Source organism: Pontibacter coccineus (genome assembly GCF_030546575.1).
GTDB classification, from domain to species: Bacteria; Bacteroidota; Bacteroidia; order Cytophagales; family Hymenobacteraceae; genus Pontibacter; species Pontibacter coccineus.
The window spans coordinates 206,396-219,393 of the sequence record NZ_JAUOTN010000005.1 but is presented as its reverse complement, the minus strand read 5'-3'; the positions used below and the strand labels follow the sequence as shown (position 1 = coordinate 219,393).

Genomic DNA, 12,998 nt, shown 5'->3' with positions numbered 1-12,998 from the left:
TTTTGTTGAGGTTCTAAAAATGTCCGCCTAACTTAAGGAAGCCTATTACTATTATACCGGATTAAGTGATCAAGATGTTGGCAAACACGGCACGTGCATCCATCTAACGGTTCGGTATTTCGTCTTTACATTCGTAAATCAGCTGAACGACTCCGGACCTGAACCTGTTCACTTCGATCAGGTTAAGATTGATCCTCTCTTTCAGGTCTTGAAACAGCGGCTTGCCTGCTCCTAATACAGTTGGGTGTACGGAGATCCGGTAAATGTCTACCAGCCCGTGGTGGATGAAGGTGGTGATGAGTTTTGCTCCGCCATACATCCAAATGTCTTTGCCGTTCTGATTCTTCATTTCAGCAATTTTTTCAGGTATACCGGAGGTGACAAAAGTAGCCTTACTGTCCTGTCGCTGCTGGTTGGAGAAAACGATTTTCTCTTTAGCATGTACGGCCGCCCAAATGGCCTTTTCCGTTTCGCTTGCGTTGGCATCCGGCTCGTAATTGCCCCACATCTCGTAGCTCACCCGGCCATAGAGGATGGTGTCTATACTTGAAAGGAATCCCTGGAAGTCCATATCATCGTCCAGGATACACCAATCCACTTCGCCTTTCGGTCCTTCAATGAACCCGTCGAGGGTTACGGCCAGGTCTAAGATTACTTTTCTCATAGTTTGGGAGGGTTTTTCTATGTGGGGAGCTATTTAAATAAACGTTTGCGTTTAGCAGTTGCCCCTGAACCGTCATTTTTGGATAGATACTGTTTGTGGGCATCTTTTATTACACTCTGTTTTTTAACTAATATCGGTAAGCCTTATTATTTTATCCTTCCAGAATTCAAACACGGGTCTGCCATTGAGTTTTGCTTTATGTTTTTATTCCTTTAGTGCTTTCAGTATTATGTCATTTAAAGCGGATTCATTCAACTCTCCATGCGCTAGTACCTTTCCTTTCTTGTCCAGTACTACGATTGTCGGATAGAAACTAACACCGTATGCTTCGCCAATCCTCTGACCGTCGTAAACGGTCTTGTAAGCAGGTTTTGTTCTTTGGTTAAAGTTGTGAATCTCTTCCTTATTATCATGTAGATTCACCCCCAGCACCACCAATCCTTTCCCCTGAAATTTTTCGGACAGTGCATTGAGCCTGGGCACAGCTGCTATGCAATAGCCGCAGTTCTTGGTCCAAAACGCAAGTATCACTACTTTCCCCTTCAGCTGGCTGAGGCGCAATGACTGGCTGCTGTCAAACAAAGGCAGCTCCCACTCAGGTGCCGGCGTTTGCAACGCCGGCGGCTCAAGCGGTTTCCTGCGCTTTATTGCAAAGTCAGATGTGTAACTGGAGAAATACCAGGAAAGCTCTGCGGGTATGTCCGGACTTGTTTTAACATCACTGAACACGGACCTTGTAAAATCACTGTTTGCACTGTTACCCTGAATCATTTGAACAGGAATCAAACTGCTCTTGTCAACGATGATGTCATAGTTGATTTTTCTTTCAAGGCTCAAGTCTGAAAATCCGCCTAACCGGTCGATCACTCTCTTATTGAGTACCAGTTTTACCAGATAGAAATCCTGTTGCGCTATGCTTGTATCGGATACAGTTTTAATAATGTCTCGGTCTGCAAGAATAGCGGGTATCACCTTCCTGAGTGTGACCAATGAGTTGTGAAAAGGGGTGACACCAGAGAAATTCTCAAAGGTTGGCTTGGCATTCACAGTCAGGGACTTTTGTACCTTATCGAGCGTAAAGCTTTCTGTCCCGTTGTACACGAACTTGTTCTGCTCACTCTCGATTTGATAGGTAAACCCAATCACCGAATCAGGAGAAGAAAAATCCAGGAAAGCAATTCCTGAAATGCTTTGATGATAGCCCTCAGAAACATAATTAAGCTCCAAAGAATAATGATACTGTAGTGTTTTCAAGCTTTCCAGCTTTTTGTGCACATCCGTCAACAGCTGAATAGCCGTAGGTCGTTCCGAATTGCGATCGTTCAGCGCAAAGGCTGCTGTAACTCCGGTAAGGAAGAAGTTAAACACAATAGTGGCAATTAACCTGGTTGTGGACGAGACGTTCATGTTTGCTATCTTTAAACTAGTTCAAATAAACCTTCGGTCTGACAATACAGATACTCTATCTAGTAGTACCGATAAATACCCACAAGCAGGAGTACCTAATTCCACTAGCTGCACTATGTGTGGAGTTGGAATGCTTTAACTCGACGAATCTCCCCACCACCAGGTATAGCATTAAGCTAATATAACATTTATTTATGAACACTTTATCAGTACATGACATTTTTCAGGTATAGCTAAAAAACTGCCTCAAAAACAAAAAAGGCCCCGGATTGCTCCGGGGCCTTTCATTATAAGACAAGCTTACTACTAAGCGTTGTTCTCTTCTTCAGCAGACGTGTCGTCAGAATCTTTTGCCTTTTTAGCGGCAGCAGCTTCCAATTTCTTCACGCCAGCTTCTTTCTCGTTGTCCAGCATCTTCTCTTTCAGAGCAGAAAGGGCATCCAGGTCACCAAGAGTTGACTTGTTCTCTACTTCTTTCTGAACCTTAGGAGCTTTCTCTTTCTTCTCACCAGCAGCTGCAGGTGCAGCTTTCTTAGTGGCCTTCGCGATACGTGCGTTGTCAGCCTCAGAGTAAGTAGCCGTGTGCGAAAGGATGATCTTACGGTCGTCCTTAGAGAATTCAGTTACACGGAAGTCAAGCGTTTCGCCTGCCTCTACCTGAGAACCGTCTTCTTTAGCAAGACCTTTCGGGAAAGTGAAACCTTCGATGCCGTATGGCAACTCCAGTGTAGCGCCTCTGTCTGACTTCTCAAGTACAGTAGCTTTGTGTACTGAACCTACGTTGAATACAGACTCGAACGTATCCCAAGGGTTCTCCTCCAGCTGCTTGTGACCTAGAGCGAGTCTTCTGTTAGCTACATCCAGCTCCAGAACCACTACATCCAGGTTTTCGCCAACTTTCACGAACTCAGATGGGTGCTTGATCTTCTTAGTCCAAGACAGGTCAGATACGTGTACCAGACCGTCAACACCTTCTTCCAGCTCCAGGAACAGACCAAAGTTTGTCAAGTTACGAACTACGCCAGTGTGCTTCGTGCCAACTGCATACTTCGTGATAACATCTTCTTTCGTCCAAGGATCTTCAGTAAGCTGCTTAATGCCAAGTGACATTTTGCGCTCCTCGCGGTCAAGCGTCAACACAACTGCCTCTACTTCGTCGTTCTGCTTGATGAAGTCTTGTGGGTTGCGCAGGTGCTGAGACCATGACATTTCAGAAACGTGGATCAGACCTTCAACACCTGGCATTAATTCCAGGAATGCGCCGTAATCAGCTACGTTCACGATTCTACCTTTCACGCGTGAGCCAACTTCAATTTCAGCTGGCAATGCATCCCAAGGGTGAGGAGTAAGCTGCTTCATGCCAAGAGAGATACGCTTCTTGTCATCATCGAAGTCAAGCACTACCACGTTCACCTTCTGGTCAAGGTTCAATACTTCTTCTGGGTGATTAATACGTCCCCAAGAGATATCTGTGATGTGTAGCAGACCGTCTACGCCACCAAGGTCGATGAACACACCGAAGTTTGTCATGTTCTTGATAACACCTTCCAGAACCTGACCTTTCTCCAGGTTGTTCAGGATGGCTGCACGCTGCTGCTCGAGGTCTTTCTCGATCAATACTTTGTGAGATACTACCACGTTGTCGAAAGCGGCGTTGATTTTCACAACCTTCACTTCCATCTTCTTACCAACGAACACATCGAAGTCACGGATCGGCTTCACGTCGATCTGAGAACCTGGCAAGAAGGCCTCAACACCGTAGAGGTCCATGATCAGACCACCTTTGGTTCTTCTCTTCACTACACCTTCCAGAACGTTGTCGTTCTCAAGCGCGTCATAGATCTTAGCCCAAGCGCTAACGATCTTCGCTTTCTTGCGGGAAAGGATCAACTGGCCATTCGGATCTTCCTGGTCTTCGATGAACACCTCAACCTCGTCGCCCACTTTCAGCTCAGGCAGGTCTCTGAATTCAGAAACCGGCACTAGGCCGTCAGACTTGAAACCGATGTTCAGGATCACGTCACGATCAGTGATACCAACAACGACTCCTTTAACAACCTCCTGCTCCTGTACGGTAGTCAGGGTGTCGTCATACATTTTTTCCATTTCAGCGCGCTCGTCTTTGCTGTAGCCGCCACCGAAACCTTGGGTCTCAAACTTGTCCCAATCAAAATTGTCTGGAGAATTACTCATAATGTTTTACTGCTCTGAAGAAGCCACCGACTTAGAGCAATTGGCCGGTTTGGTTTGGTTTTACATTTCCCCGGGCATGTATCCAGGGCCATTCACTCGAATGAAGGGGCAAAAGTAAGAAATACTTTAAAATAAAGCTAGTATATAGAAGAGATTTCACAAAAGATCTACCAGGTATAAGTGCCTGATTTAGAAGGCATATACCTCTAATTAGCCCTAATACCCAACAAACGGAAACAACAGGTATAGCCTTACGGTCCCTCAGCAGTGGCGCCTCATTCTCTCCTGCATATTAAACAAAACTTAGGTGTACTCTTACTGGAACACAGGTATAGCCTACCTAATAATCTGCTTCTTTAGAGGGCTTGAGCATACCTTAAACACCCGATCGCTATACCTGATTTAAGGAAATGAGCACGTTAGGCGATCCAAGCTATCAACACAATTTAGTAAGTTAAACATATCATACAGTCACCAATCGTCTATACACTGAACCTTAAACACTTACCTCAGCACAACTAAATATATTAGCAACTATATATTCCTACTTTTTCTTCATATTCAGGTAGGCCTGCCAGTCTTCGTTGGAGTCATTCAGGTGTTGCTGCAGGAAGGTATAGAGGGATGGACGGGAGGGGTTGCGGTGTAGCTTCAGACCGGCTTCTTCAGGGGTTCGGTCGCCTTTGCGGGAATTGCACCTGGAGCAGGCCGTGACGATGTTGTACCAACTGTTCTCCCCTCCCCTGGAACGGGGCAGCAGATGGTCCAGGGTCAGGTTGCGGTTAGTGCCACAGTACTGACAGAGGAAGTTATCGCGCCGCAGCACATTGTGCCTGCTGAGGGCTATACCGTAGTAAGGCACTTTGACGTAACGCTGCAGCCGGATAACAGAGGGAACAGGATAAGAAGTGCTAACTGTGCGCAAAACAGCGCCATTAGCTTTGGAGATGAGTTCTGCTTTCTCGAGGTATACAAGCAAAAAAGCCCTGGTCACCGTGCAGACGGCGATCGCGCTGAAGTCCTGGTTCAGAATCAGTACTTTGTCTCTCATGGCCTTGCTTTGAACTAATGCTATAGCTTCTACGAGAATTAACCAACTCGTTATAGCCTATGTTCAAAGAAAAACGCTGAGAATCAGGAAAAAATACGCTTGATTATGCGGAGATTATGCGAATAGCGCTTGCGCTCGGCATTGTAAATGCCATTATGGTCGAGGGTGTCGATGCGGACCTCGCCATGGGCATGCATGATCTGCTGCCCCTCCAGCATGATGCCTACGTGGGTGATGCGGCCCTCATCGTTGGCAAAATAGGCCAGATCACCGGGCTGGGTTTGGGTCGCAAAATGCACCTCGTCCCCCACCGCCACCTGCTGACTCGCGTCGCGGGGCAATTGATAGCCGCAAAGGCCGTATACCTGCTGCGTAAAGCCCGAACAATCGATCCCGAACATGGACTTGCCACCCCACAGATAAGGCGCTTTCAGGAAACCCAGGGCCAATTTGGAGAGCTGCGCCGTGGTAACGGGCGCGGCAGGGTTGGTAGCACGGCCGCTGTACTGGTAACTCTGTCCGTCGATGCGCAAGCTCATACCGTCGAAAAAGGGCAGATAAGCCCCTATACCTACCGGTAGGCGCATGTCGGCATTGCTCACCACCTGCACGATGTCCAGCGCCCTCGGGTGCTGTGCCGCCTTCCACTCCTGGTAATAACTCACCGAGACAGGCACATACTGCTTGTAGTCGATCCAGCCGGTGTAGTCATCTGAGGCTAGCTTTACCTTTACCCAGTTCCCCTGCTTGGTAAGCACCTCCAGGCACTCCCCAAAGAGCACCTGCGTCACCATTTCCGCTTTATCCGAAGGCTCAGCGCGCATCGGCACCAGACTGAGCATGCATATTCCGTAGTCCACTTTTATGAATGATTAATGGTTAATGACTAATGAATAATCAAGGTAAGCTCCCTTATTGAGCTATTAATCGTTCATCATTATAAATTATTCATTACTAATATCCGCTTCTGTCCAGTTCGCGTTTTATATCCTTTGCTTTGATGTCTTCCCGCTTGTCGTGCAGCTTCTTACCGCGTGCCAGTGCAACCTCTACTTTAGCAAAGCCGCGCTCGCTGATGAACATCCGGGTAGGGATCATGGTGACTCCCTGCTCCTGTAAGCCCTTCTCCAGTTTCCGGAGCTCGCTCTTGTTAACCAGGAGCTTGCGAACCCGCGTTGGCTCGTGGTTGAAGTGCGTGCCTTCGGTGTAGGTAGAAATATGCACGTTGTGCAGGTATAGCTCGCCGTTATGCAGCACGCAGTAGCCGTCCTGCAGGTTCACCTGGCCCTCCCGGATCGATTTGATCTCTGTGCCTTTTAGCATGATGCCTGCCGTATACTTGTCCAGGAACTGGTATTCAAAAGAAGCCCTGCGGTTCTGGATGTTGACGTGCTTCTTGATTCTGTCTTTATCTTTTGCTTTCGTCATGCTATTTTGTTGGAGCCAGCACCCTGGCCAGTTTGTCTTTCTTTAAAATCTTCTGCCCGGTCTCCCCGTCTGCCACCAGCCTGTCTCCCACCCGGGCCTCAAAGCTACAAATTACATTATTACCTTCCTGAGATTTCAGGTATGCCATTATCTCAACTATATCACCCTCAAAAGCCGGGCTCTTATGATTAATAGTCAGAAAAGTACCTATCCCCTCTTCATCTTCCTCTTTCATCTCCAGCACAAACAACCTACCCCCCCACTCGGCTGCCTGCGCCAGCGAAAAGGTAGAGCAAACGGCATGCACCAGCCCATCATCAAAACGGGCAAAGTCCGCCGCTGTTACCGTTTTGCGGTATACCCTGGTGTCGCCGATCTGGAAGGGATGTTTCATGGAGTGAATGAGTGAGTTAGTGCTTGAGCGAATGGTTAAATTGTTAAATGATCGAAGTTGCTGTCAGAATCAGGATTTACAGGATTTTACAATTTCCAGGATAGGTTTTGCTTCAATCGATTTCCATAATCTTGTAAATCCTTTAATCCTGTAATTCCTGATTCTGACAAATCTTACCTGTGCACGATTCGACCAGGTAGCGACCTGTCCCTATACCTATACCCTATTAAATCACTTCATCACTCAACAAACTAAAACTTCATCCTCGGCTCCGGGCTTACGTACTGATCAGCAAAGTCGCCTTTAAGGTATTGGTAATGAGCCGTAATAGCGATCATACCTGCATTATCAGTACAATATTGAAAAGCAGGGATGTAAACGTTCCAGCCGTACTTCTCGGCGTAATCCTGCAGGGTCTGCCGAAGCCCTGAATTGGCGGATACACCGCCGGCAATGGCCACTTCTTTTATACCCAGGTCTTTGGCCGCCTGTACCACTTTCTTGAGCAGGGTCTTGATCAAGGTATACTGCACACTGGCGCAGATATCCGCCAGGTTCTCCTGTACGAAATTTGGGTTGTTTTTCGTTTTATCTTTCAGGAAGTAGAGCACTGAGGTTTTGATGCCGCTGAATGAAAAGTCGTAGCCGGGCATGTTGCCTACCGGGAAAGCAAACGCCTTCGGGTTGCCCTGTGCTGCTGTCTTATCGAGCATCGGTCCGCCCGGGTATGGCAGACCGAGCATTTTGGCCGTCTTGTCGAAGGCCTCCCCCACGGCATCGTCGGTCGTCTGCCCGATGATCTCCATGTCCAGGTGATCTTTTACGAGCACGATCTGGGTATGGCCACCGCTCACGGTCAGGCACAGAAACGGAAAGTTGGGTTTAGGATCGTCGATAAAGTGCGCCAGGATGTGCGCCTGCATGTGGTTGACGTCGATGAGCGGGATGTTGAGGCCCAGTGCAAACGACTTGGCAAAAGAGCTGCCAACCAGCAAAGCGCCCAGCAGGCCGGGGCCGCGGGTAAAAGCCACTGCATTTAAGTCAGATTTGTTTACATTTGCTACACTCAAAGCCTGTGTCACCACTGGAATGATGTTCTGTTGGTGTGCTCTGGAAGCAAGCTCCGGCACAACGCCGCCATATTTTTCATGAACGGCCTGAGTAGCAATAACATTCGACAAAACTTTGCCGCCACGTATAACTGCAGCAGACGTTTCGTCGCACGAAGATTCAATCGCTAATATTGTAGGTTCGGTCATCTTTTGGAAAAAGAACAGTCCATAAATCTCTTCAAAGTTATAGGAAAAGCCATTCTAAAAATAGTTTTGGCGGTAATCCTGTTGCTTTTGGTGCTATTTGCGGTTGTTTTTGTGGCCATTCGCTACCCGGGCGTGCAAACCAGGGTAGCCCAGAAAGCGGCCGAGTACATTTCCCGCACCATCGACCACGAGGTCACAATTGGCAGGGTTGACGTAGAGTTCTTCAGCAATGTGATCCTGGAGCAGGTTAAGGTGCTCGACTACCGGGGCGAAGAACTTTTTTATGTGGGCCGGGCCGAGGCGGATATCAGCCTCTTCTCGATCTTCCAGCCAAATACGCTAGGTATAGCGACACTCGAGCTACAGGAGCCCCGGGCGCACTTGATTCAGTACGAGGGAACCGACACCCTCAACATGTCGACCTTCATCCGGTCACTCAGCAACCTTATCACCAAAGACACTACCAAGGTGAGCCAGCCCTTCGAGTTTTCCATCGATGAGTTGGTGATAAAGAATGGTCACTTCAGCTACGACGATTTTAATCGCCCCCGCACCGACTACGGCATCGACTACTTTCACCTGGCCATCGACAGCATCTCGGCACGCTTCACGGAGTTTGAGCCCGGCGATACGCTCAAGGTTAGGGTAACAGACCTGACTGCCCATGAACGTCTGTCAGGTATACGCCTGCACAATCTTGACGTGCTGATGACCTATGCCTCCACCTTCTGGGAATGGGACGAGCTCGACCTGCGGGTGAACGACAGCAATGTGCAGGAGTACATCCGCTTCGACTATAACCGTTTCGGCAACTTCTCCAACTTCATGGACAGTGTGACCGTCACCGGCCGGATCAAAGACACGCAGCTTTACTCCCGCGATATAGCCCTGTTTGCCCCCCCACTAAAAGACTATGACGAGAATGCCTACATTGCCTCAGCCGAGGTAGAAGGCCGCGTAGCAGAGTTCATGGCCACCAACCTGGATATCAGGTATGGGAAGAACACGCATATTGTAGGCACCATGAACGTGGACGGCCTGCCTAACTGGGGTGAGACCTTTGCCAACATCCGCCTGCGGCCCTCCACTTTAAATGCGGAGGACATCAAACAGTTCCTGCCAGCCGAGGCCTATACCATCGCCTCCCGGCTGGGTACTGTGAAGATCGACGGGCGCTTCCTTGGGTTTTACAATGACTTCGTGGCCAACGGCAGTTTTGTCACCGCACTGGGCAATGTGCAATCGGACATCAACATGAAGATCAACCGGGCCAACAACACCTCTTCTTACCGCGGCCGTCTCAAAACCCAGAACTTCCACATTGGTCGCCTGATCGGTGAACCCGATGTCATTAAAACGATCACCATGGATGGCAGGGTCGTGGGTTCTGGTTTTACGCTAAAGGATGCCCGGCTTCAGATCAACGCCGACATTGCCCAGCTCCACCTGCTCGATTACAATTATCGCAACATTCGCACCGATGGCACCTTCAGGGGGCAACGCTACGAAGGCCGCTTTGCCATTGCCGACCCGAACCTGGCCTTTACGGCCAATGGCGAGGTGAACCTGGCAAACAACAACCAGGCCTTTAACCTGCGGGCCGATCTGGGCAAAGCCGACCTGAAAGCCCTGCGCATCACTGACAAGGCCATTACCGTGCAGGCCAATGCCGATCTCAACTTCCGTGGCCTTCGCCTGGATGACTTCGAGGGCACCGCCTTCTTTGACAGCGCCTCTGTTACGTACGAGGGCCAACGCATCGCGCTGGACACCATCCGGGTGCAGTCCTATATCGGCGACGGCATCCGCAGCCTCACCCTGCGCTCCACGCCACTGGCCCTTCGGGTGAGCGGCGACTTCCGGTATTCTGCCCTGATCAACGATCTGAAACAGTTGGTAGAGGAGTATAAGCTGAATTTTGAAAGTAACGAGACAGCCACAGCAGCCTATTATAGCCGGAAGCGTCCGTCTACCCGGCCCGAGTACAGCCTGGACTATGACCTATACCTGCGGCGGGTCAATCCCCTGATTCAGCTGTTCGTGCCCAAGCTTGCCATTTCTGACTTCTCTAAAATGGAGGGCACCTTTCGGCATGGCAACACGGTCATCCTGACTTCCTATGCGCGCGTGGACACTATATTATATGATGGCGCCACCCTTTTCCACAACGATATAGAGCTTAGCACCTCTAAGCTACAGAACAGTCCGGATGTACTGGCTAGTGCCCAGTTTACGTCAGAAAAGCAGCTTCTGCCCTCTGTGGGAGAAACAGAACGCCTGCTGCTGGAAGCAATCTGGAGCGAGCGCACCATCGGGTTTTACACCAACCTGCTGCAGCCAGCCTACAACAACCAGGCAACCGTGGTGGGTGATGTGAATTTCCTGCAAGACCGGCTGCAAGTTGTATTTGGCCGGTCGAACATCACCCTCCGCGAAACCCCCTGGGCTTTTCAGCCCGGCAGCATGGTCTACATCAGCGAAAGCGGAAAACGGCTGGACTTCGAGGAACTCATTCTCTCCAACCAGAATCAGACCATCCGGGTAGACGGTGCCATCGGGCAGGATCCGGGCAGTACGCTGGTAGCCAGCATCAAGAACTTCGACCTGCGCAACCTCAACCCGCTCATGCCGGAGCAGATCCGGGGAACCCTTAATGCCGAACTCACAGCGCAGGACATTTATAATAATGCCATCCTGAATGCGGGCATGCGTGTCGATTCTTTTTACCTGGACGATGTGCTGATTGGCGACATTCAGGGCAAAGGGGATTGGATAAACGCGCAGCAGCAAATGGTGGTGGATGTAGACATAGACCGCAACAATAAGAAAGTACTGACGCTGACTGGCAACTACTACCCCCGTGCCGAAGAAGAGCAGCTGGACATGCTGGCTGTGCTGGACGAGACCCAGCTTAAGATCGTGGAGCCAATCCTGAAACCGATCATGTCTGAGATGGAAGGCACTATGGAAGGGCGTATCCGGGTGCTGGGCAGGCTGTCGGCGCCGGTGCTGACCGGGTCGGTGATGGTGACCGGGGGGCAGTTTCGCTTCGATTACCTCGGCACCACCTACCGTTTCTCCGACCGCGTCTACTTTGGCGCTAACAGCATCAGCTTCCGCAATGCGCAGCTGCGTGATTTATATGGTAATGTCGGCTACGTGACCGGTGGCATCGCCCACGATGGCTTCCAGAACATGGTGCTCGACCTGAGCGCCCGCTTCCGGAACCTGATGATCCTGAACACGACCTACGAGCAGAACGAACTCTACTACGGCACCGCCTTTGCCACAGGCACCGCTACGGTGCTGGGCCCGGTGGACAACCTGAAGATAGACGTGAACGCCCGGAGCAACGCCAACACCCGCATTGTGGTGCCGCTCGACAACCAAACTGACCTGGCCCGCAAAGACTTTATCCGCTTCGTGAACCGCAACATAAGCGACTCAACCGGTGTGGCCGTAGCGGTGGAAGAGCAAAAAGTGGATCTATCGGGCATTAACATGAATTTTGACCTTGACGTGACCGACGATGCCTATTTCGAGATCATCATCGACCGGCAGACGGGCGACGTGATTCGGGGCTCGGGCAGCGGACAAATCCAAATGACCATCGATACCCGGGGTGAGTTTAACATGTTTGGCAATTTCGTGATCGCCAACGGGGCCTATAACCTCAACTTGCTCGAAGGCGTGGTATCGCGGGAGTTCCGGGTGACGCCGGGTGGCACGCTGTCCTGGAACGGTGACCCGCTCGACGGGGTCATGGACATCCGGGCCACCTACGTCCAGAACACCCGGGTGGATAACCTGTCGAATAATGGCAGTCAGACTAATGGCAGTCAGTTAGGTAGCGTGCAGGGGACCTACCCCGTAACGGCCATTGTGGACCTGAAGGGCCCTATTTTGACGCCGGACATACGGTTGGACCTGGATTTTGAGAACCTGCCAGCCAGCGTGAGGCTAGGTCTCGAGCCAATCCTGCTAGGTATACGAAACGATGAGAACGAGCTCAACCGGCAGGTATTCAGCTTGCTGGTGCTCCGCAGGCTGGCACCGCTCGGCACGTTCTTCGGCGATAACCCGGGCGCGGCTGCAGTAGGCGGCAGCCTGGGCAGCCTGCTTACCGGGCAGCTGAGCGGCTTCCTCAACTCCATCGACAGCAACCTGGAGATCGATATCGGACTGGGTGATATCAGTCAGGACGACCTCTCTGCCCTGCAGCTGCGGCTGAGCTACTCGTTTTTCCAGGGACGTCTGCGCGTCAGCAGCCAGACCGGTTTGGGGTCTAATACGAATCCGCAGACCGGGCAGGTGGGCGGTACCTACCACAATGCCTACCAGGGCAGCTGGTCTGTCGAGTATTATATTACCAAAAGCGGCGAATTGCGTGCGCGTCTGGAATACAATACTTTGCCGACCACCTATGGCCGTATAACCAACACCCAACGACTCAGTTTGCTGCACACCAAGCACTTCGATAATCTGCGGGAGCTCTTTGGCCGGGATCGGGAACGTCGCCGCGAACGCCGACGGGAGGAGCAGGAAGTCCCTATCATCCTCGACTCTGACCCACGCATGAATCTCTAAAGCCCGGAACACCAG

The 12,998-nt window shown here is 50.6% G+C and carries 9 protein-coding genes; 1 reads left to right on the top strand and 8 read right to left on the bottom strand.

Going from position 1 to position 12,998, the window contains the following annotated elements:
- Positions 1–103 precede the first annotated feature (103 nt).
- From Q4E40_RS13640 to tsaD, 8 genes are all read right to left on the bottom strand, one after another.
- On the bottom strand, positions 104–664 hold the full coding sequence (locus tag Q4E40_RS13640; RefSeq protein ID WP_303412905.1) for a dihydrofolate reductase family protein: 561 nt from the start codon (positions 662–664) through the stop codon (positions 104–106).
- Between the two features lie 204 nt (positions 665–868).
- Positions 869–2,071, bottom strand: a complete 1,203-nt coding sequence (locus Q4E40_RS13635) for a TlpA family protein disulfide reductase (protein WP_303412904.1) — start codon at positions 2,069–2,071, stop codon at positions 869–871.
- A 306-nt stretch (positions 2,072–2,377) separates the two neighbouring features.
- Positions 2,378–4,264 carry a 30S ribosomal protein S1 gene (gene rpsA, locus Q4E40_RS13630; protein ID WP_303412902.1) on the bottom strand — a complete coding sequence of 629 codons (1,887 nt, stop codon included), beginning with the start codon at positions 4,262–4,264 and terminating at the stop codon, positions 2,378–2,380.
- A gap of 544 nt (positions 4,265–4,808) precedes the next feature.
- A complete protein-coding gene (locus Q4E40_RS13625) occupies positions 4,809–5,315 on the bottom strand; it encodes an HNH endonuclease (protein ID WP_303412901.1) in 507 nt (168 codons plus the stop codon).
- 83 nt (positions 5,316–5,398) lie between these two features.
- Positions 5,399–6,175: a C40 family peptidase gene (locus Q4E40_RS13620; protein ID WP_303412899.1), complete on the bottom strand. Its 777-nt coding sequence runs from the start codon at positions 6,173–6,175 to the stop codon at positions 5,399–5,401.
- Positions 6,176–6,269: 94 nt separating this feature from the next.
- Entirely contained in the window at positions 6,270–6,743 is a 474-nt protein-coding gene (gene smpB / locus Q4E40_RS13615) for an SsrA-binding protein SmpB (protein ID WP_303412898.1), read from the bottom strand.
- Between the two features lies 1 nt (position 6,744).
- A complete protein-coding gene (locus Q4E40_RS13610) occupies positions 6,745–7,137 on the bottom strand; it encodes a thioesterase family protein (RefSeq protein ID WP_303412897.1) in 393 nt (130 codons plus the stop codon).
- A 251-nt stretch (positions 7,138–7,388) separates the two neighbouring features.
- Positions 7,389–8,396, bottom strand: a complete 1,008-nt coding sequence (tsaD, locus tag Q4E40_RS13605) for a tRNA (adenosine(37)-N6)-threonylcarbamoyltransferase complex transferase subunit TsaD (protein ID WP_303412895.1) — start codon at positions 8,394–8,396, stop codon at positions 7,389–7,391.
- A 66-nt stretch (positions 8,397–8,462) separates the two neighbouring features.
- Between tsaD and Q4E40_RS13600 the strand changes: the two genes are divergently transcribed.
- Positions 8,463–12,983: a translocation/assembly module TamB domain-containing protein gene (locus Q4E40_RS13600; RefSeq protein WP_484573334.1), complete on the top strand. Its 4,521-nt coding sequence runs from the start codon at positions 8,463–8,465 to the stop codon at positions 12,981–12,983.
- The last annotated feature ends 15 nt before the right edge of the window (positions 12,984–12,998 follow it).

Bases quoted from the DNA above. Each gene is read 5' to 3' on its own strand.
- Q4E40_RS13625 (WP_303412901.1), bottom strand. From the start codon at position 5,315: ATGAGAGACAAAGTACTGATTCTGAACCAGGACTTCAGCGCGATCGCC.
- Q4E40_RS13635 (WP_303412904.1), bottom strand. From the start codon at position 2,071: ATGAACGTCTCGTCCACAACCAGGTTAATTGCCACTATTGTGTTTAAC.
- tsaD (WP_303412895.1), bottom strand. From the start codon at position 8,396: ATGACCGAACCTACAATATTAGCGATTGAATCTTCGTGCGACGAAACG.
- Q4E40_RS13640 (WP_303412905.1), bottom strand. From the start codon at position 664: ATGAGAAAAGTAATCTTAGACCTGGCCGTAACCCTCGACGGGTTCATT.
- rpsA (WP_303412902.1), bottom strand. From the start codon at position 4,264: ATGAGTAATTCTCCAGACAATTTTGATTGGGACAAGTTTGAGACCCAA.
- smpB (WP_303412898.1), bottom strand. From the start codon at position 6,743: ATGACGAAAGCAAAAGATAAAGACAGAATCAAGAAGCACGTCAACATC.
- Q4E40_RS13610 (WP_303412897.1), bottom strand. From the start codon at position 7,137: ATGAAACATCCCTTCCAGATCGGCGACACCAGGGTATACCGCAAAACG.